Source organism: Pseudomonas sp. PsB, from assembly GCF_043658375.1.
Classification (GTDB): Bacteria; Pseudomonadota; Gammaproteobacteria; order Pseudomonadales; family Pseudomonadaceae; genus Aquipseudomonas; species Aquipseudomonas putida_Z.
This window is the reverse complement of record NZ_JBIGLU010000010.1, coordinates 59,616-78,516: the sequence shown is the minus strand read 5'-3', so window position 1 is coordinate 78,516 and position 18,901 is coordinate 59,616. Positions and strand designations below refer to the sequence as shown.

Here is an 18,901-nt window from a genome sequence, read left to right as displayed (position 1 = left end):
GTGGACTGGTTGCTGCTTTGATCGTAGAGGATCGGTGACCTGCTTGTCGAAGCCGGTTCCCATAATCAATCGCCCGGCTTTGAAAGGAAACGCTCTACGTATTCATCAGATGTTTCTTACGCGAAAGGCCTGTTTCAACGAGACTTCATCGTCTTCGTCTCCATCCTCAAGGCACCTAAATTTCGCATCGGACAAAAATGTTGAAAATAAGCCATATAAATATGGGGTGGGGAACAAAATCTCTAACCATGCACGTGTGTCGTCGCATTTTTGGAGTCTCGCATCATAGCTGCCAATCGAGTTGAATTTAGGGTCTTTTATATGAATCTCGTAATCGCTTCTTTTGGTGCATGCTCCGCTCTCTAACAGTTTGTCAAATAAATTCTGCAATGTTTTAGGTTCTTCAAAAACAAGTTTGTATTCGTAGCTCATGATCCGTGTGGCCTTCCTCGCACAATTGGTAGGTCTGCTGGGTTGCATATGCCGAAATGGGGCTGATTCGGGTCTGGGGAGGTGAACCCATGGTCATTAAGTTGGTTGTCCCCAAGATCTTCTTTGTGAATGTGTGCGTTATTGCCAGATTCATAAGCGCATGGACATTTGTTTTCATATTTATGGATTCTAACTTCCGAGCCGTTAAGGTGTCTCCAGGTCTCATTAATGCCATTATCTTTCGTCCTCAAGAAGCTAGCTTGAGTTAGTTTTGAACCGGCTTTGACTACACTGTGCCCTTTCATTTTTGGTAGGTCGGATACAGCGGAAACGCCTAGAGGGTCTACCCATAGTGCAGCGCGGTCTCAATATCAAAATACTGCCCTTGAAAGCGTAGCGGATTACGAACCTCCGCCCACTTCGCCCTGTAACTGCGCTGCTCCTCCGCCAAACCAGTCCACCCGCCGCATCGATGGCGACCGCAATTTCAAACTGCTAGTGATTGTTTATATGAACGAGTGATAGGCCTCTATTCGTTCGTATTCAAGCCTTGAGGTGGTATTTGTTGCGAGATCGTTATGCTTCTACCTTTTTGGAATGATGGTGTGCGCTGGAAAAGCGCAAAAAATAGCTCGTTTATGTATTCCTCCTTGTTGTCTACTTCATCTAAAGGTATTTCGTGCGGTATTAGATCTCGCCAGTAATCTTCGTAGCTCCGCATAGAGATTACGTGCTCGAGGCAATCTGAAATATTTTTAGCGGCATTTGGTCCAAATGTTTTCAATAGTGTACTCATTAGTTGAAAAAGTCTAGTCCTGTCTTTCTTGTTATTTATTTCAAAGGTGCTAATTTCTTCGTCTGTCATCGAGATTAGTGGATAATACAAATAGTAAATGTAGTTTGTGTTTGCGATTTTCATTAGAGTTTTGGGAGCGCTGTTGGTAGTTGGTTGTTTTTACGAGCCATGACGGCTCTTGAGGTCTCTTCACGATTACCGTCACCCGCACGGTAACCCTCGCCAATTATGCGATTCATATTTAGCATGGTGCTGTTGCTTCCAGTAGAGTCCATCTGAGCATTACCACGCTGCATTGCATTCAACTGATTAATGTTGCTTTAAATCGTGTCGAGCCTGTTAATTCTATTTTTGATTCAAAGTTAATTGACGGGAATCACACCTCTTTTTTTATTATTGCTGGAAATAGTTTGGCTTGCTTTAGCCTGCGCACTTCTTCTCTGTCTCCATGATTGCGGGCGAAAAGCATCATGGATTCTAATGCGGTGAAGATTATTTTCTCTGTTGCTATAGCATCGTAATTAGATGCAGCTGCATCAATTTCAGCTTGCGTAATGGGGCTGTTGGGAACGTTTTCTGCTCTAAAGTCTACATGGGTTGGGAATTGAGTGGGTTGGTTGTTGTAGGCTGAAACTGGAGAGTGCTCTAGATCACTACTTGAAAGCAGATCTGTGTAGCTTATCCCGCCATTGATGTAGAAACTGCGGTTGCCGGAAGCTTTTTGGAAATTAACTATTAAGTAAGTGTCGCCATGCTTCATGAAAAAGGTTGTATCTCTCCCGCAAAAACCTAGTTTGGAGGCAACTCGCTGAAAGATTTTTTTTGTAGATTCTTTTTTCATGACTTATTTATGACCTTTCGTATGGTTCGCGCACCAGTTTTGGGGTCCAGTATGTCCAGTATTCCCTCATGGCTTTCTCCAGTTATGTTTTTCATCTCATTGCAGTAGCGAAGCAATTGGGCCTCACCTCGTTTGATTGTTCGCGTGTTACAAGTGCATTTTCTTTCGATAATGCTACATTCATCTACATTAATTGCATCCGCTCTTCCAACTCCTCCGATTCTCATCTCCCTCATGTAACCTGCTGGATAGGGATACTTATCCATATCATTATGGAATAATTGGCCAGATTTAGCATGGGCGCTATGACCGCTGGTAGATGACTTTGCAAGTCCCAAAGGGTCTAGCCACTGTATGGGGTTATAAGCGTAGGTATATAAGTTTAAACCGCCCGCGTTCCCAATTGGATCCTTCCCGATAAACCGCCCGACCTGTGGGTCATAGTACCGATGTCGGTTGTAATGCAGCCCCGTCTCAACATCCCAATACTGCCCCTGAAAGCGTAGCGGATTACGAATCTCCGCCCACTTCGCCCCGTCACTGCGCTGCTCCTCCGCCAAACCCCAGGCCTTGTACCTCCCGCTCCAGGCAATCTCCCCATCTTCACCGGTCAACTCCATCGGCGTCCCCAGCTGGTCGCACTGGTACCAAGCCATCGCATCAAACGCTTTCGGCATCGGCTTATGCAGCCACACCGGATCCTTGTCGATGTCATACGGGAACACATACACCGGCTGGCGCAACAACTCGACAACATGGTTGGACACTGCCTGCGCCACCGGCACAAAGGTCCCGGGCTCGAACACATAGTGAGTGGTGTGGCCTTTGCCTTCCCGGTCCCGGCACTCGAATGCCAGCGTGTCGCCTTCCCACACATACCAGTTGTACCCACAACCCAACTCTTCATCCCGCTGCCGCCGGGCATTCTGGTTCCACACCGGGCCGGCCTGCGGTCGGTCGCGGTACTTGGAGCGTGAGTGCTTGTACAACCGCCGCCCGAGCGCGTCGTAGGCAAAGGTGACAATCAGTCGGTCATCCTCATACCGCCGCAGGCGGTTGTAGAGGTCCCAGTCAAAGTGGCCTTTCGTGCTGCCCGTGGTGCGCTCCGCCAGGTTGCCGCGTTCGTCATAGCGGTACTGCGTGCCGCAGTAGCTGCGCAGTACGTTGTCGTTGATCCGGCGGGGTGAGTGTGGGTTGGGGCCGGGCGGGGCTTGCGGGTCGAGCAGGTTGCTCGCCGGGTCGAAGGCGAAGAGCTCTTTCTTGTAGAAGTCGCCCGCTTCCAGCAGGCGGCCGACCGGGTCGTAGCGGTAATAGGTGTCACCACGGTTCAGGTCATCCACGCGGGTTAGCTGGCCGCTGAGGTCGTACTGATAGTCGCGCACCGCGATGCGCCGGGTGGCGCCGCGTCGGGCCAGGGTCTGCTGCTGCAACTGGCCATTCGGGGTCCAGGTCTGGCGTTGTACCAGGCCGTTGCCTTGCTCGCGGCCAATTTCCCGATGCAGGTCGTCGCGCTGGTAGCTGATCAGTTCGTGCTCGTCGAGCTTGAGGCTGAGCAGGTGGCCGCTGCCATAGGTGAGCCAGCTGACCCGGTGGCCATCAGGGCGGGTGGTCGCGATACGCAGGTTGAGGGCGTCGTACTCATGCTTGAAGACAGCGACCTTCGGCTCCTTCATGTACTTGAAGTGCTGGTGCTCGCGGGTGTTGTTGCCCGCCAGGTCGTAGAACCACTGCAGCTTGCAGGCCTTGTTCTCGGCAAGTAGCAGGTTGCCGTTGCCGTCGTAGGCGAAGGTTTCGCTTTCCCACTCCTTGCCACCGCGCTGGCCGGCATGGCTTTTCACCAGGCGGCCCATGGCGTCGTATTCGAAGCGGGTGATGCGGTCGCCATCGATGCGGCGGGTGGGCTGGTTGCTGCTTTGATCGTAGAGGTAATCGGTGACCTGCTTGTCGAAGCCGGTCTCCATGATCAATCGCCCGGCCGGGTCGTACTTGAAGCTGGCCTCGCTGTTGTTCTCGTTGCGCAACCGCAGTAACTGGCCGAGCTTGTTCCAGTGGTAGGTGAGGGTGCTGTCGTCGGGGTTGTGGCGTTGGTGAATCAGGCCGGCCTCGTTGTAGGCCCAGGCGGTACGACGGTTCAACGCGTCGGTATAGCTGAGCAGGCGGCCTTCGGCATCGTGTTCGAAGCGGTCGTGGGTCTTGTCGGGGTATACCAGGCGGGTCAGTTGACCGGCCTGGTAGTGATACTCGGTGGTTTCCCCCGCTGCGTTGATCGCTTTGCTCAGTTGCCCGAGCCCGTCGTACTTCCACAGCGTGGTCTTGCCGGAGCAATCGGTGTAGCTGGCCAGCTGGCCGTCGCGGGTGTAGCCGAGCTTCTTCTCGCCACCGTTGGCGTCGATGATGGCGATGGGCAGGTTATCGCTGTTGTAGGTGTACTGGGTCTTGTTCTCCAGCGGGTCGAGCGTTTCGATGATGTTGCCGCGCTGGTCGTAGTCGTACTTCCACAGGCCGCCCTCGGCGTCGCGGGTCTTGAAGCGCTGGTCGAGGTCGTCGTAGGCGTGGTGCACCGCGGAGCCATCGGGGCGGGTGTGCTGCAGCAAGTTGCTGCGCTCGTCGTAGACATAGCGGTCGATACTGCCGTCGGTATGCACATGCTGGATGACGTTCTTGCCATCGTCGCGGAACAGCCACTCTTCGTTGCCGTCCGGGTAGATGATGCGGTAGGTGTAGCCGAGGTAGTCGTAGTAGTGGCGGGTTTGCTGGCCAAGCGCATCTGTGACGGTGGTCAGGCGGATATGCTTGTTCCATTTCAGGCGCGTATCGAAGCTGCCGTCATCGGCCCATTCGCGCACGGCTTTCGCGTCCGGGCCTTCGCCCTGCCATTCAAGGCTGGTGCCCCGCCCGGTGCGGTCGGTGTAGCGCGTGACCAGGTGGTGCTGGTACTGGTAGGTCCACTGCGCCCCATGTTCATCGCGTGCCGCGCGAAGGTCGCCCTGGTCGTCGTGGTCGTAGCTGGCCAGCTGTCGCGTTTGCCGGCCGTCCTGCATCAGCCAGAGTGCCTTGATGCGCCCATGCTCATCGAGCTGGGTATGCACATGCTGGTGCTGGTCTTCATCCTGGTAGGTGACCAGGTCGGAGAGCACTGCCTTGCCGGCGTGCTGGTGCTCGTAATGCAACGCGATGCGCGCGCCGCCGCGCTGGATGATGCCGACCAGGCGGAAGTGATCGCCGACGCGCTGGTAGTGTTCCTGGCGCTGGTGGCCGTGGGCCAGGCTCAGGTGGTTGTCGTCGACCCGGATGAGTACCGTCTTCTCTACCGGGTCGTAATGGGGCTTGCCAAGCTTGGGCAGGGCGTAGCTGTGGGTGCGGCCATCGTCGGCGTGGTACAGCACACCCTCGTCAACCACATCGAAGCGCATCGAGAATGGCGTGATCCAGCGGGCACCGAACTCGCTGTCATCGTAGGCGTCCAGGCTGGAACGGTAGGTGCGTGCCCAGGCGACAGGAAACACGCCTGGCAGGTTGAAGTCGACATGCACCAGGGTTTCGGTACCGCGTGCATAGCTGATGCTCTTGCTGGTGCCGGGGCAGGTGCCGTTCAGGTCGCAGCGTGGGTCGTTTTTAGGTCGGGCCTCGTTGTGGGTGGCTTCCACGCGGCTTTCGGTGCCCTTGTCCTTTGCCACACCCGAGCCGTGCGCCGGGGTATTGGCCGACACCCGGCGCGCGGGTTTGCGCTTGCGCAGGCCTGCGTTGAGCTGGGCTAGGAACCAGGCAATGCTGTTTTGCGTGGCGGGGTCGGCCAGGGCGGTCAGCATCTGGCGGATCAGCTGGGCCAGGCCCCTGAGCACATTGGTGTGTGGCTGGACGAGCTTCAAGACCCAGCCAGTGTTGCTCGCTGCAGCTTTGTACCCCTCGGTCGCGCCGTACTGAACCGCACCAGCGGTGGCGCTGATGACCGCTTCGGCCCGGGTCAGCAGGTCCCAGAGGGACGGCTCTTCGATGGGGGCGTAGATTGCCTGGGCGCTGTTGATGATCGCCTTGCGCTGCTGGGTGGTGTCGATCTCGCCCTTGGCGATGCGCTCGATGGCATCCGCCAGGCTGTTGAGTGTCTGGAAGCCGGTGTTGGCGGCATTGTTCAAGATGCCAGGCAGTTCGGTTTCGGCCCGCTCGACGAAGGTTTCGATTTCGCCCATCAGCGTGGCACTGAGGTGGCCGACCATGATGTTCATGACGGCTTGGGCGAAGTCACCTTTGTTTTTCTTCAGTTGCTGTCGGGCCAGGAACAGCACCGGGCGCAACGTCATCCGTGCGGCGGCCATGGTCGGCGGGACGGGTACTACACCGATCAGGTTGATGCCCAGGCTTACCCAGTCCAGCGGGTCATTCGAGCCTGTCTTGGCCAGATGGATGATGTCGCCCAAGGCGTCGAACAAGGCGACGATGTTGCCCACCACCGGCACTGCACTGGCCCAGGCCTTGACGGTGGCCAGGTCGATGGTGTTGCCGCTGAGTTCCAGCAGCCAGGCGTTTACCGTGGCTTCACCCTGGCCGATATCCTGGGCGACCAGGTTGTTCAACGGGACCAGTGCGATTTCGCGTTCTTCGATTTCTTTCTTTTCTTGTGGGGTCATCGTTTCAATTCCCTTCCTGGACGAGTGAGGTAGCCAAGGCACTGGCAGTGCCGAGCCGGGAAGGGGGAGGTGCCGAGGGGGCGATGGCGTCGAGCGGGGCCTTGAACGCTTGTGCCGCATGCTTCGCGAGGTTTTCGGTGCCCTGCAGGGCGGAAGGTAGCGTCAGCGCTGCAGCCGGGCCTGAAAAGTCCTTTCTCAGGTTGCCGAAGTAGCTGCCGGCTACCCATGGGTCGGCTGGGTCTTTCTCGAAATCAACGGCTGTGGGGCCTGGGCTTACAGCTGCTACCGCCGCAAACCCTTGTTCGTCCAGTGTGCCTTTGAGCACCTGGCCCAGCGCGTCCTCTACCTGGTACCCGGAGCCTTTCAAGGGGCGGTTGTTGGCGTAGTTGCGGAATAGGTCGAGGTTGCCTTTGTCGGTTTTGGGCGCGTCCGGGAACGTGGCCGTCTGGCTTTGTGCACCTTTGTAGATGAAGTCAGTCGCGTGCGCGGTGTACTGGCCAGCGGTGGTATGCAGGATTCCCCCTGCGGTGTAGGTGGTACTGCTGCCGCCCCCCTGGATGACCAGTTCTTCCTTGGCGCTGAGGGTGATGCGTTCGGCGGTGACGCTGACCTTGAGCTTGGCCAGCAGGTTGATGTTGTCCTTGAGCGCCTTCAGGTCGATGTCGCCGGTGGCCGCAACCAGTCGCCAGCCCATGCTCTGGACGAACTGGCGTACCCCTCGGCTGGCACTGATCAGCAGGCGCTTGCCGATGGCCAGGCTGGTGTGGCCACCCGTGCTCAGGCCCAGGTGTTCGCCGCAGGCGATGTGGGTGGATTCCGGGGTGGTGGTCGCGATGCCGGTCGGGCTGGCGAGCACCAGCTGCGGGTCGGCCAGTTCCGGAAACCGGTTGGCTTCAGGGTTGCCGGCGTAGCCGCAGATGGCGTCGTGCTGTGCCTTGAGCGCTTCACCGACCTCATCCTGATCGCCGCCTTCCTGGGCCAGGTGGTCGCGGGCGACCCTGGCGAAGGTGGTGTGGTACTGCTGTGCGGTCTGCAGGCGTTCGGCGGTTTCGGCCAGGTCGGTGTGGTGCTGGACGGCGCGGGCGCGCAGTTCGGTGGTCAGCAGCAGGCCGCCGCCTGCGCGGATCACCCCGTGGGTATCGGTGCGCAGCTCGAAACCTTGCCCACGGGGCTGGCCACCGAAGTGACGCGGATGGGTCAGGTAACCCAGGTGCAGCGCGGTGTGGTCGTGGTCACTCATCAGCGCCGCGCTGATCTGCCCGGTGGTGTCGTCCAGGCGTAGTTCGTTATGCCGCTTGCCGTGGTGCTCCTTGCTGCGGATCGGGCTCAACGCCTTGAACTCGGGCAGGCGATACGGCGGGCGGTTGACGATGTGGTAGCTACGCCCGGTGATCATCGGTTGGTCAGGGTCGCCGTCGAGGAAACTGACCACCACTTCCTGGCCAATGCGGGGTATGGCCATATGGCCCCAGGTGGCACCGGCCCAGGCCTGGGTCACCCGCACCCAGCACGAGCTCTTGTCGTCGTCCTGGCCCAGGCGGTCCCAGGGGAACTGCACGCGCACGCGGCCGTGCTCGTCGCAGTAGATTTCCTCGCCGGGTGGGCCGACCACCTTGGCCATCTGCGGGCCGTCGATCACGGGCTTGGGGCAAGCAGGTGCATGCCATTCGACCCGGGCTGGAATCAAGGTGGCGGTGAAGGTGTAGGACGTGCCGACTTCGGCTTCGGCAGCATCCTCTTCCAGCGCTGTGAACTGCTGCCCCTTGTGCGTGATCTGCATCGGCCGCCAGAGGATGTTCATGTCCTCACGGGCATGGCCGGCCAGCTGGAAGGCAATGCCCGGCTGCAGGCGCGCGTCGTCGCCTTTGACCTCGGCCACCCGGGCATCGCCGAACAAGGCGTTGACGCGGGTCTGGGTAAACGGCTTGCCGGCGTTGTCGTGCTTGTAGCGGCCGGGGTAGTCGTAGCGCTCGTACTCGTTGCCCTGGTTGCCCATGTCCCTGGGGTACAGGGTGTGTTCCAGGTTGTAGCGCGGGTGGGTGAAGGTGTAGTCGCGCTGGACCTGGATACTGGTGCGTACCTGCTCGCGATAGCGGAAGTCATGCAGGCAGGGCTGGCGCGCCGTGCCACCCCGGTTGGCCACGTACAACACCGGGTCGCCTTCCAGGCTGCCGAACTGGCTGATCTGGTCCGCCTGGACCACGCCATGGCTGCCTTGGCTGTGCTCGAAGATCGAGATCAGGCCTTCTTCTGCCGATAGCCGCCAGAAGAAATTCAGGTCCAGATCACCGGCCTGTACGCAGAACTCACGCGTCTGGTGCGGGTTGACCAGGTACTGGGTCAGCGTTCCCCACCGGCGCTCGCGGAACAGCTCCTCGAGCAACTGCGGCACGGGGCGGTGCTGGAAGATGCGCCAGTCCGACTGCAGGCCGGCGCGGGCCAGCTGCGGTTCGACAATGGCGCGGTAGCGGGTGCGGCGGTGGCCGGTCTTGCCCTGTTCAAAGCTGCTGATCAGGCCATGCACGTGACGCACCGGTTGCTCCTGCTGCCAGATGGTCAGCAGCGCGGGGTGGTCGAGCAGGGTGGCGAAGTCGGCATCGTCGGCGAAACTCACCAGTTCGACTTCCAGGCGATACAACTGGCTGACGCCTTCGGTCAGCTCGAATGACACGACATCAAACTGAATGGCTTCGTCGGCTGGGGTACTGAAGGTAAAGCGCACATCATTCAGGTTGCTCATGCGTACTCCTGCGGTTCGTCCCATCGGGCAGGTTCATGAAACCGGACGCGTCATAGGACGCCAGGCATTAGTTGTGCTCACGACCGTAATGAGGAATCCGTTCCTGGTCGTGAAAGTTGCTTCCTAAAAACTTGTAGGAAGTTTCGCTAAATGCAGGATCTATCTTGTTTCGGGCATAGTTTTACTTGCTGCGCCCAGTTCGACGTTGTCGAGTTTATGGCTGCAGCATCGCCTGCAGTGATGCCAGTACTTGTTGGGTAATACCGTCAAGTTTGGTGGCGAAGTAGAAATACAGGCCTGTGCAGAACACGCCCATCACGGCCCAGGGCGTCCACCAGGGCAGTTGGCGGTTCATGCGGTAATGCCGGGGCGCGACATTGGCCAGCGGGTCGGTCAGGGGTTGCGATTCGGTTTCGGGGCCATGCAGTTCAACGATCCGGTCATGGACCCGCTTGAGCCAGGCGGCCAGTTGCTCATCGCCATTGGTCTGGTTGGCGTACTTGCCGCGGTAGCCCAGTGCCAGGCACCAGAACAGGAACACAAACAGGTCGTAGCGCTGTTCGGGGGCTTCCAGCAAGCGTTCGAGCACGCTGAAGAATTTCTCGCCGCCCCAGGTTTCCTGATGGATGGCGCTGAGCAAGGATTGGGCCTTCCAGGACGAGTCGCGCCCCCAGGACGTAGTCATCACGGCTTCATCGACCACGCAACACAAGCAGTAGGAAAACACCACGCGGTCGCCTTCGTCACAGTGTTCAAGCTGGCGTACCTGCTCGACCATGCCGTGGATCATGTTCTTGACGTGGGCATGCAACTGCTCGACGTGGTCATAGTGTTCGGTGCCTTCCAGGCGGATGACCAGGCCAAACAGGGGAGAGGCGATGTCGAAGAGGGGGAATGTGGTGTTCGAGCGGGTGTCGAACCCCAGCGCGTCGACATGAGGGAACAGTTCGCTGAGTGGGGGAGCGGCGCGGGCGTCTGCTCGGGTGTTCTCGAAGTCTTTCTCGGGCGCATTGTTCATGAGCGGACCTCCTGGTCACATCACCGGCTGCCGCCCGGTCCGGGCGGGCCATAGCTGGCGGGTTGCGTTGGCGGTGTTGATGATCTGCAGTTGATGGAAGGAGTTGCTGTTGGCGTACAACGTCATGAAATGGGACAGCACGTTGCCGAACAGCTGCACCTCACCCTCGCATTCGAAGCCGGCAGGGTCGATGTGCAGGGTGGTGCGCATGCCCCGAACCGGCACGCCCTTGACCAGCCAATCGCAGGGCTCGTTGTCCACCTGTCTGATGGCGTCGAGGCGCTGGGTGGTATTGCGCTCCTGCTGCAGGTCATGGGCGGCGACAAAGTCGTAAACCCGCAGTACCGCGGCAAGGGTTGCAGGAGAAGACAGCGACAGGTTGTTCAGCGCAAGGTTGGAGACCAGCGCCCAGTGGCGCTCACCTTGGCCACCGCTCTGCAGCATCGGCGGGTAGCTGCGGGTGGGGCGGGTAAGGTTACGATAGGTGACGAACGAGGGGGTGTCCTGGGTGGTCACATCGACTTCGCCAACCCTGAGCTGCTGCGCAAGGGGCCCGTTGCTGCAGGTAAGGTCGATGTTCAGTTCTTCGTGCAGGCCGAGGTAGGGCGCAAGGTTGTGATGCACCAGGCGTATCCTGTGTTGCACCTTGTCATTGACGGGTTCCTGCTCGATGTCCAGCTTGTAGTAGCGGGCGGGCGTCGGCTCGGCCAACGGGAAGTCGCGGTCCAGCGCCTCGAAGGGTTTGAAATCCTGTACATGGTCGTTGGATTTCTGACGTTGGCTGCTGACTCGATCAACGCTGAAAATTTCACCTCTCTTGCCGCCCTGGCGCCCCATTCGCACGGTTTCACACAGCGCCTGCCCATTCAACGGTATGGGCTCTGCCGTACAACTGAACAGGTTGATGGCAGGGATGCAGTTGAGCAGGATCGTTGTCTGGTCGATCTGTATGTCGGGCGGGAGGGGCGCACTGAAACCGAACTCCAGCTGGATATGAGCGGCGGCCTCGTCAGGCCAGTAGCTGCCGAGCCCGTCAATGCGAAACCCATGAAAGCGCTCCGGGAAGCAGAAGAATTCGTGCAGGATGCGGTAGCCATCCATCTGCTCGCCAGGGCTGGGCAGCAGCGCTTCATTTGCCTCGAAACCGACGAAGGCTACTGAGGGGGGTAGCGCAAAGCGGTGCTGGCCGATATGCAGATCAAGCTTGTTCAGGTGCTGCGCCAGCCACTGGTAGAGGGTGAGTGCATTGCGTTTACTGCCAGCCAGATGAAACCGCAGCTGGTCGCACTTCATCTGCCGCAGCGGCTGCTCGGACAAGGCGCCCAGGTCTATGCGCACTACCGGTGCTTCGGCACTGGGTTGCGTGGTGATGCTGCGAATTTCCAGCGGCGCGATAGCCAGGTCCGCGCAGGTGCGGAACTCGCAGCTCACGCCGTCAACGGCTCGGGAGAACACAGGGGTGCCCTTGGGCAGCACCTGGGTTTCGCTCAGCGCGTGGTCGACAGGCTGGAACTGCATCAGTGTCATGCTCGGCAGCGGACGCAGAAAATTGGGGTAGAGCAGCTGCAGCAACGGGTGGGTCAGCTCGGGCAGATGGTCTTCGATCTTCATGACCAGGCGAGCGGTCAGGAAGGCGAAGTGTTCCATCAGGTACTCGCTGGCCGGGTCCGAGGCGGTGCGACCGAGGACAGGCGCCAGACGCGGGTCGTCCTCGACAAAGTCGTCACCCAATTCCCGTAGGGTCTGCTGCTCCTGCATGAACCAGTCTTTGAACTTCATGTTTATCGCGTTGGACGCTCTATCTGGTGGCATGTGCCGGGGTTGATGAAAAGTGTGCATGGCTTATTTGTAGGAAAGTTCCCACAAGTTGCTGGGCTGTTAACTTTCCTGAAGCAAGTGCTTTTTTATTTCATAATTCAGGAAAGTCACCGGCGTCTGCAAGAAAAGTGTTAGCTGGTATTTCTTGCTTGATATCATTGAATAGTGTTTTTCAATGCTGCTACTGTTTTTGCCAGTGTGCACTGTGAGGTGCCTTAAATCATTCGGATATGCAGTCGGTAAGGTTTGCCGCTATGAAAGTGAACAAGGACAGTCTGCTGCGCGGTGTATCGCTGGTGCAGCGTCAGGCAATGCCGGTAGTTGTTGGTGTGGTGCTGCTCGGCGTTGCTGCCGCAGTGGTCTGGCTATGGTGGTTGGGGCCTGAATGGCGTTGGCGTGAGCAGCAACCGTTGGTTGACCTGCCGGTGCGGATTGCGGCAACCGTGCTGCTGGTGATGCTGCCATTGCTGGCATGGAGCGCGTGGGTGCATCGGCGCAACCGCTCGATCGTACGCGAACAGCAACGGCAGCGACGCGAGGTGGAAGACCCGTGCCTGGTGTATCTGCAGGCCCAGCAGCGCTCCCTCGACAGCAGCCTGGCCCGCTTGCGCGACAGCCAAGGTGGCCGCGGGCACCGTTACGATGTGCCGTGGTACCTCATCCTTGGCGAACAGAATGCGGGCAAGTCGAGCTTCGTCAGCCGTTCGGATCAGCGTTTTGCACTCGCCCGCACCGATGGCGCCACCCAGCGGGCCCGCACGGATCCGGACCTGGCTTTTGGCATCGACTGGTGGGTAGGTGACGACGCGGTGCTGATCGATCCGCCGGGCGAGTTCATCAGCCAGCCTGAGCGCCCGGCGCGTGTGGTCAAGCCCATCAAGGAGGAGGGGGGCGAAAACAACACGCTGCCAGCAGTGCAGGAGGCGGCACTGACGGCGAGAGCACCGGCCGAGCCCACAGGCCTGCCGGCGGGCGTCGAGCGACGCCTGTGGCGGCACATGATTGGCTGGCTTGCCCAGAACCGCAGCCGACGGCCACTCAATGGCGTGGTCTTGCTGGTGGATATGGTCAACCTGTTCGGGCGATCGGCGAAGGCGCGACGTGACCTGGCCTTGATGCTGCGCGCGCGCCTGACGGAGCTGGGCGGTGAGTTGGGTACGCGCTTGCCGCTGTACGTGGTGATGAGCAAGTTCGACTTGCTGGACGGTTTCGAGGAACTGTTCGCCGCGCTCCCGGCCCGTGAGCGGGAAGAGGTGCAGGGCTTTACCTTCACGTTGGGTTCGGTAAAGGACTTCGATGCCTGGCTGCAGGAGCTGGAGGGAGCCTATCAGGGCTTCCTGGGGCGCCTCGGCAGGCAACTGATGAGCGCTACCGTGGGCGCACCTGGCACCACGGGCAAGAGCGCCTGCTCGCTGCTTCGGGAACTGAGCGGGGCGCAGGAGATGTTGCTGAATTTCCTCGCTGATGTACTGGTCAGTGACCGCTACAGCACCCCACCCCTGGTGCGTGGCCTGTACTTTTCCTCGGTCTACCAGCGAGGCGAAGTGCGCAACCTGCTCGCGGATGCTTCTGCCCGCGCCTTTGCCTTCGCTACCCCGGCGTTGTCGACCAAGCCGCAAGGCACCTCCGTGGTGTATTTCGCGCAGCGGCTGTTGCAACGCGTGGTCTACCCCGAGGCCGGCCTGGCGGGCGACAACCGCAAGGTCGCCCGGCGCAAGGGCCGCCTGTTGAAGGGCGGCGCCTTGGCGGCGAGTGTGTGCGGGTTGGCCATGGCCGGTGGTTGGGCGTACTTCTACAGCGTCAACCGTGACAAGGCGGAGCAGGTGCTGGAGAAAAGCCTTGCGTTCAGCAACACCAGCACGGACGCCAAGGATGATTTGACCGGGCGCAGCCTGCTGCTGCCGTTGAATGAGATCCGTGATGCCGTGAGCCTGTACGGCGATTATCGCTCTGGTTGGAGCGTGTTCACGGATATGGGGCTGTACCAGGGCAAAGCCATTGGCCCGCAAGTGGACCAGGCGTACCTGAATGCCCTGGCCCAGCGCTTTCTACCGGTGATTGCGGGCGGCGTGGCAGCGTCTGTCAAGCAAGCCGCCCCCGGTAGCGACCAGCAGTTGGCGGCATTGCGCGTGTATCGCATGATCGAGGATCGCGGTAATCGTCGGGCGGAGATGGTCGAGCAATGGATGGCTCGCGAGTGGCAGAGGGCGTATCCGGGCCAGGGCCAGCTGCAGGCCGCGCTGATGCGCCACCTCAGGTACGCTTTGGCCTACGCAGATGTCGAGCTGCCGGAGTATCGGAAAGTCGTTGCCCAGGCGCAGCAGCAGTTGCGCAAGCTGCCGCTGGCCGAGCGTGTCTACATCGGCTTGAGGCAGCAGGCTCGGGAGCAATTGCACGGTGAGCTGGATTTGCGCAACGAGATCGGCCCAGCGTTCGATATCGTCTACAGGCCACTGGCCGAGCGCGATCACCAGGCGGCCGTCGACGCCAATTTGTCCCTGCCACCTTTACTGACGGCGACGGGCTTTCGCGACTATTTCGACCAGCATAGCCAGAACGTGGCCGACCTCGCCCTGGTCGATCAGTGGGTGCTAGGGGAGCGGCGTAGCCTCGACTACTCCGACATGGACCGCCAGGCCCTGGCGGAGCGTCTGCGAGCCCTGTACAGCGCCGACTACATCGACAGTTGGCGGCGTGTGCTGAACCAGTTTTCGGTTGCCGAATTCAGCGATCTTGCGCATGCCTTGGGTGTTCTGGAACAAGTCAGCGGCCCGGCAGCGCCGATACGCCGGCTGCTGGAAACCGTGCGCAGCAATACGCTGATCTATCCGCAGGCCGCGGACAGCGAGAAGGAGTCGAAAGCCGATCCGCAGGTTCGCATGCAGGCCATGGGCATCTATCGGTCTTTCGCGGGGCTTTCGGGGATGCTCGACGTGCGTGGTGACAAACCGTCCTACCATGACGAAACACTCCAGGCGATCAGCGCTGTACATGACTACCTGAAGGCGGTGCAGGACAGCCCTGACCGGGGCAAGGCCGCCCTGGCGCTAGTGTTGAGCCGTTTTTCGGAAACGGCGCCCGACCCCATTCGCAACCTTCAGCGCATTGCCACGGGCCTGCCGGAACCCCTCAATCGGCATGTTCGCCAGCTGGCGGAGCAGACTTCGCAGGTGTTGATGGTCATGGCGTTACGGGAGCTGGAGCAGCGTTGGGATGCCGAGGTTTACAGCGTTTACCAGGAACGACTGGCCTCACGCTATCCCATCGACCCGGCCGGGCCGGATGTGTCGCTCAAGGATTTTGAAGCCTTCTTTGGCCCGCAAGGCCAGCTCAAGCGCTTCCAGGACCAGTACCTTGCGGTGTTTCTCGAAGACAACCTCGATGCGCTGTACTCCCGTGCGGATGAAGGTTACCTGGTCCGCCCCGAAGTCATGGTGCAGCTCAAGCAGGCTGAAGCCATACGCAACGCGTTTTTCGACAATCGCGGGGAGCTGAACGTGAGCTTTGGCCTGGAGCCTCTGGCGATCAGTGGTGGCTTGCGCGGCAGTGTCTTCGACCTGGATGGGCAGCTGCATGCGTTTGCGGACCGGGGCAAGGAGCCGATCGGCATGACCTGGCCGGGCCCTGCCGGGGAGAGTGGGCATAGCCGTGTCACCCTGGTGCAGGTTGCGGGTACCACTGTCAGCCTGGGCTATCACGGCCCCTGGTCGCTCTACCGCCTGCTCAGCCGCGGTGGGCTGAATGCCCGTACATCCACCAGTATCGATCTCGGTTTCATGATTGCCGGCGATACGGCGCGCTACAAGGTTCACGCCACGGGCGCAAACAACCCCTTCACCCGCCAGCTCTTTGCAGGGTTCGCCCTGCCGCAGCGGTTGTTGCGTGACGGCACGGCCAGCGAAGTGGCCGGGCGATAGGGCACGGCGCAGGCCACCCAAGAATCCCGATACCAGTGGCCTGGGTCGGGATTCGTTGTGTGTTTGTTCCGGTGCCTGGTCCGGCCTTCACAGGATGCTCATTTTTTATAGGACGGATCATTTGTCACGGCGGTATTCACTGTCTTGCCTGAGTTCAACGGCGTTGTTCTCGAAGTGAACGTGTACGGTATGGTTGTAACCGCGTGCCTGGATGCGGACTGCATCTTTCCAGCGGCCCTTGGGGTTATCGCCCAGGCGAGCAACGACGGCGATGTAGCGGGTGCGCTCGTTGATTTCTTCGTGTTCGATGAACTTGAACTGGCCAGGGGTCAGACGGTAGTCATCGACGCTGATCAGCGTGGTGCCCAGCGCTTTATCCAGGTCTTCTTCGACTTGCTCATAAGTGGCATCCAGCAACAACGAATCGTCCCGGAGCTGAAGTACCTTGAAAACGATGGATGACGGGGCCTGGTGTTGTGGTTGCAGGTCGAGTTCCTCAGGCAAAGCAGTTTGGGGCGTTGCGTAACTGGCCAATGCCGCAGGCGCCTTCGGCCCGACGATGGCTTGCTCGCCCTCGACAGAAGTGGGGTAGTTGCGGTGCAGCTGCTCCGCCAGTGAGCTCAGCTTGTCAGTCAGCTCGACAGGACTTGTGGCGCTGAGGTTGGCCGCCAGCTGTTCCGGGTGGCCATGCAGCGGTACCTGTGTGCCTGAATCTGTCGGTTCGAGGCTGACAGGCGCAGGCGGGTCCGCGGCGTAGAGGCTCAGCGCCAGGTGGCTGATGTCATTGTTAGGGCCACCGACAGGCAGAGCCGGATCCATCGCCACCTGGTAGATCTTGCTGATCGAAGTACAGCCACTGATCGCCAGGCAGGCCAGTAGCAAACCTACAGGCTTGTTCATTGCACCTCCTTGCCGAAGATTTCGACTATGGCCGGGTCAACCCGGGCTTGTGCGGCCCTGTCCAGATAGGCCAACGGATCAAGCTCATCCACCGGCCCAGGCATTGAGGCCTGGAAGAATCCGGCGATATCCGTAATCGGTACGCCAAGTACCTGCAGCGGGCACATCAGCTGATCAACCCCCAGCTCGGAGAGTGGGTCCCTGCCGGTATGCGGCTGCGGCTCTTCCTCGTCCTCGCCCAGGTGTATGGCAATCTGGTAGTCACCCAGCTGCAGTCTGTCGTTGTGCCTGAGGCGGACAGGCGTACCCGAAAGCAACTGGGTGTCACTGCCATTCATGAAACTCTTGCCGCTGTGGTCAATGATGCAGAAATGGCCTTCATGCCAGCCGATTTCGCAGTGCACCGGCAGGATGCGAACGCCGCGATCATGCAGGCGCCAAGCACCTTGACTGCCGATAGAGCCGCCAGCCCGATCGAAGCGATGCCGCGGTTCGCTGCCGTGCAAGAGTTTTTCCGGGTTGAGGACGGTGAGCGTGACGCTGGGGGAGAGAACATTTGTACTCATGTGCGTACCGTGATGCGAACAGGGGGAGGCGTGGGGTCATTGCGGTTGGCGATGAAGCTTGTCCAACCCAGGTGGGTGCCATGCTCGGCCCGTAGGCTGAAGGGAGGGGCTTGCTCGGCGCACATGCGTAACTCCAGGTCATAGGCCCCGACATCACGGAGCAGAAAATCCACCAGCCGCGCCAGCCTCTGGTAGTTGTCACCGCTGGGCAGGAATTCGCGGAACTGCTGCTGATTCAGGCCTGCGATCACAATGGTGAACTTGCTGCTGCGTGACTCGATGCTGTCGCCAACCAGGAAGTTGTTGCCGAGTTGGTAGTTTCTGGCCCCCAGGCAGTTGCGTTGGGAAGTGGGAATCGAGACGGTGCGCTTTTCGAATTCGCGGATGGCAACCTGCTGGAGGTCGAAGCAATGCGCGATCATGCCGGCTACCATGCCGGGGGAGCGGCTGCGGCTGGCGATCATTCCCACGAAACTGAGCAAGCGGCTCCAGGGTAGCGGCGTAGCGCCGCGTAGTGCTGAGTCGTCCAGGCCGATCAGGGCGAAGACATAGCGGGAGAAACCGTCCTTCGCGCCCGGTTGGAAGCGTACGTAGTAGCGGTACTTGCGCCATCCTTGATGGAGCAGGGTATGAAGGCGATGGTTGAAGAAATTGAGGAAAGCCGGGCGTAAACCGATGCCGTGTGCGTTTTCGTAGGCGATCTCGTCAAGGTAGTAAGTGGGCAGTGGTGAGTCTGTGCCATGCAGGCCCAGAAAACTTGCCTGGATGCGGTAGCGGTCGTCCTTCAAGCGATCGGCGCGCAACACATCGGCAACAGGGAAAGACAGGCTGGGGGACACTTCCAGCCGTAATCGGCGTCGCGTCTCTCGAGCAAGTGGGCGTTGTTCCAGATCGTCGTCGTGTACGTGATACAGCAATTCCAGTAGCTGGAAATAGGCGTACTGGTGGGCGCTTTCCAAAGCGATATCGACCTGGCCAGCGGCGTTCAGAACTACTGGTTTTTCCATGGTTGAGTCTCTTGCCGTAACTAACGGATGCGAAGTGAATGCTGATCGTAGTCGATAGTTTCTGATTCAGGTCATTGTTTTCTCGTCTGAAAGTGGATATCGACCAATAAAAAGAAATTTCTGTAGGAAGTGTCTTTTTTTATTGGTGCGAGGCTGTTTATGTTGACTTTTTGGTAAGGCTTTCAGGGGCGTGGAATTAATAAGTTCATCGAGGGTTGAAGTTGGAAGCCGCTTTTCGAAT

The 18,901-nt window shown here is 59.4% G+C and carries 10 protein-coding genes; 1 reads left to right on the top strand and 9 read right to left on the bottom strand.

Annotated features, from left to right (window positions below; all coding sequences use genetic code 11):
- Window positions 1–105 precede the first annotated feature (105 nt).
- From ACGLHT_RS14545 to tssF, 6 genes are all read right to left on the bottom strand, one after another.
- Window positions 106–432 (bottom strand): hypothetical protein, encoded by a 327-nt coding sequence (locus ACGLHT_RS14545; protein WP_015270782.1) that lies wholly within the window; start codon window positions 430–432, stop codon window positions 106–108.
- Between the two features lie 1,172 nt (window positions 433–1,604).
- On the bottom strand, window positions 1,605–2,069 hold the full coding sequence (locus ACGLHT_RS14540; protein WP_274079053.1) for a DUF4304 domain-containing protein: 465 nt from the start codon (window positions 2,067–2,069) through the stop codon (window positions 1,605–1,607).
- Window positions 2,066–6,694 (bottom strand): RHS repeat-associated core domain-containing protein, encoded by a 4,629-nt coding sequence (locus tag ACGLHT_RS14535; protein ID WP_274121158.1) that lies wholly within the window; start codon window positions 6,692–6,694, stop codon window positions 2,066–2,068. Before ACGLHT_RS14535 ends, ACGLHT_RS14540 begins: the two co-directional genes overlap by 4 nt.
- A gap of 4 nt (window positions 6,695–6,698) precedes the next feature.
- Window positions 6,699–9,434 (bottom strand): type VI secretion system Vgr family protein, encoded by a 2,736-nt coding sequence (locus ACGLHT_RS14530; RefSeq protein ID WP_394519608.1) that lies wholly within the window; start codon window positions 9,432–9,434, stop codon window positions 6,699–6,701.
- Window positions 9,435–9,648: 214 nt separating this feature from the next.
- Complete coding sequence (icmH, locus tag ACGLHT_RS14525; RefSeq protein WP_137163654.1) at window positions 9,649–10,452, bottom strand: type IVB secretion system protein IcmH/DotU; 804 nt, start codon at window positions 10,450–10,452, stop codon at window positions 9,649–9,651.
- A gap of 15 nt (window positions 10,453–10,467) precedes the next feature.
- Window positions 10,468–12,231 carry a type VI secretion system baseplate subunit TssF gene (gene tssF, locus ACGLHT_RS14520; protein ID WP_274120757.1) on the bottom strand — a complete coding sequence of 588 codons (1,764 nt, stop codon included), beginning with the start codon at window positions 12,229–12,231 and terminating at the stop codon, window positions 10,468–10,470.
- A 293-nt stretch (window positions 12,232–12,524) separates the two neighbouring features.
- Here tssF and tssM point away from each other — a divergent pair, with 293 nt between their 5' ends.
- Window positions 12,525–16,187, top strand: coding sequence for a type VI secretion system membrane subunit TssM (gene tssM, locus ACGLHT_RS14515; RefSeq protein ID WP_274120758.1), 3,663 nt, complete (start codon window positions 12,525–12,527; stop codon window positions 16,185–16,187).
- A gap of 117 nt (window positions 16,188–16,304) precedes the next feature.
- Here the strand turns inward: tssM and tssJ are convergent, their stop codons facing one another.
- The 3 genes from tssJ to tssG are packed head-to-tail and all read right to left on the bottom strand — an operon-like array spanning window position 16,305 to window position 18,660.
- Window positions 16,305–17,087, bottom strand: a complete 783-nt coding sequence (gene tssJ / locus ACGLHT_RS14510; protein WP_274120759.1) for a type VI secretion system lipoprotein TssJ — start codon at window positions 17,085–17,087, stop codon at window positions 16,305–16,307.
- Window positions 17,084–17,653, bottom strand: coding sequence for an FHA domain-containing protein (locus tag ACGLHT_RS14505; RefSeq protein ID WP_137163657.1), 570 nt, complete (start codon window positions 17,651–17,653; stop codon window positions 17,084–17,086). Before ACGLHT_RS14505 ends, tssJ begins: the two co-directional genes overlap by 4 nt.
- Window positions 17,650–18,660, bottom strand: coding sequence for a type VI secretion system baseplate subunit TssG (gene tssG / locus ACGLHT_RS14500; RefSeq protein ID WP_137163658.1), 1,011 nt, complete (start codon window positions 18,658–18,660; stop codon window positions 17,650–17,652). The genes ACGLHT_RS14505 and tssG overlap by 4 nt, the downstream gene beginning before the upstream one ends.
- Between the last annotated feature and the right edge of the window lie 241 nt (window positions 18,661–18,901).

What these genes read in the sequence shown, in the direction of transcription:
- ACGLHT_RS14545 (WP_015270782.1), bottom strand. Translation starts at nt 432, where the DNA reads ATGAGCTACGAATACAAACTTGTTTTTGAAGAACCTAAAACATTGCAG.
- ACGLHT_RS14540 (WP_274079053.1), bottom strand. Translation starts at nt 2,069, where the DNA reads ATGAAAAAAGAATCTACAAAAAAAATCTTTCAGCGAGTTGCCTCCAAA.
- ACGLHT_RS14535 (WP_274121158.1), bottom strand. Translation starts at nt 6,694, where the DNA reads ATGACCCCACAAGAAAAGAAAGAAATCGAAGAACGCGAAATCGCACTG.
- ACGLHT_RS14530 (WP_394519608.1), bottom strand. Translation starts at nt 9,434, where the DNA reads ATGAGCAACCTGAATGATGTGCGCTTTACCTTCAGTACCCCAGCCGAC.
- icmH (WP_137163654.1), bottom strand. Translation starts at nt 10,452, where the DNA reads ATGAACAATGCGCCCGAGAAAGACTTCGAGAACACCCGAGCAGACGCC.
- tssF (WP_274120757.1), bottom strand. Translation starts at nt 12,231, where the DNA reads ATGAAGTTCAAAGACTGGTTCATGCAGGAGCAGCAGACCCTACGGGAA.
- tssM (WP_274120758.1), top strand. Translation starts at nt 12,525, where the DNA reads ATGAAAGTGAACAAGGACAGTCTGCTGCGCGGTGTATCGCTGGTGCAG.
- tssJ (WP_274120759.1), bottom strand. Translation starts at nt 17,087, where the DNA reads ATGAACAAGCCTGTAGGTTTGCTACTGGCCTGCCTGGCGATCAGTGGC.
- ACGLHT_RS14505 (WP_137163657.1), bottom strand. Translation starts at nt 17,653, where the DNA reads ATGAGTACAAATGTTCTCTCCCCCAGCGTCACGCTCACCGTCCTCAAC.
- tssG (WP_137163658.1), bottom strand. Translation starts at nt 18,660, where the DNA reads ATGGAAAAACCAGTAGTTCTGAACGCCGCTGGCCAGGTCGATATCGCT.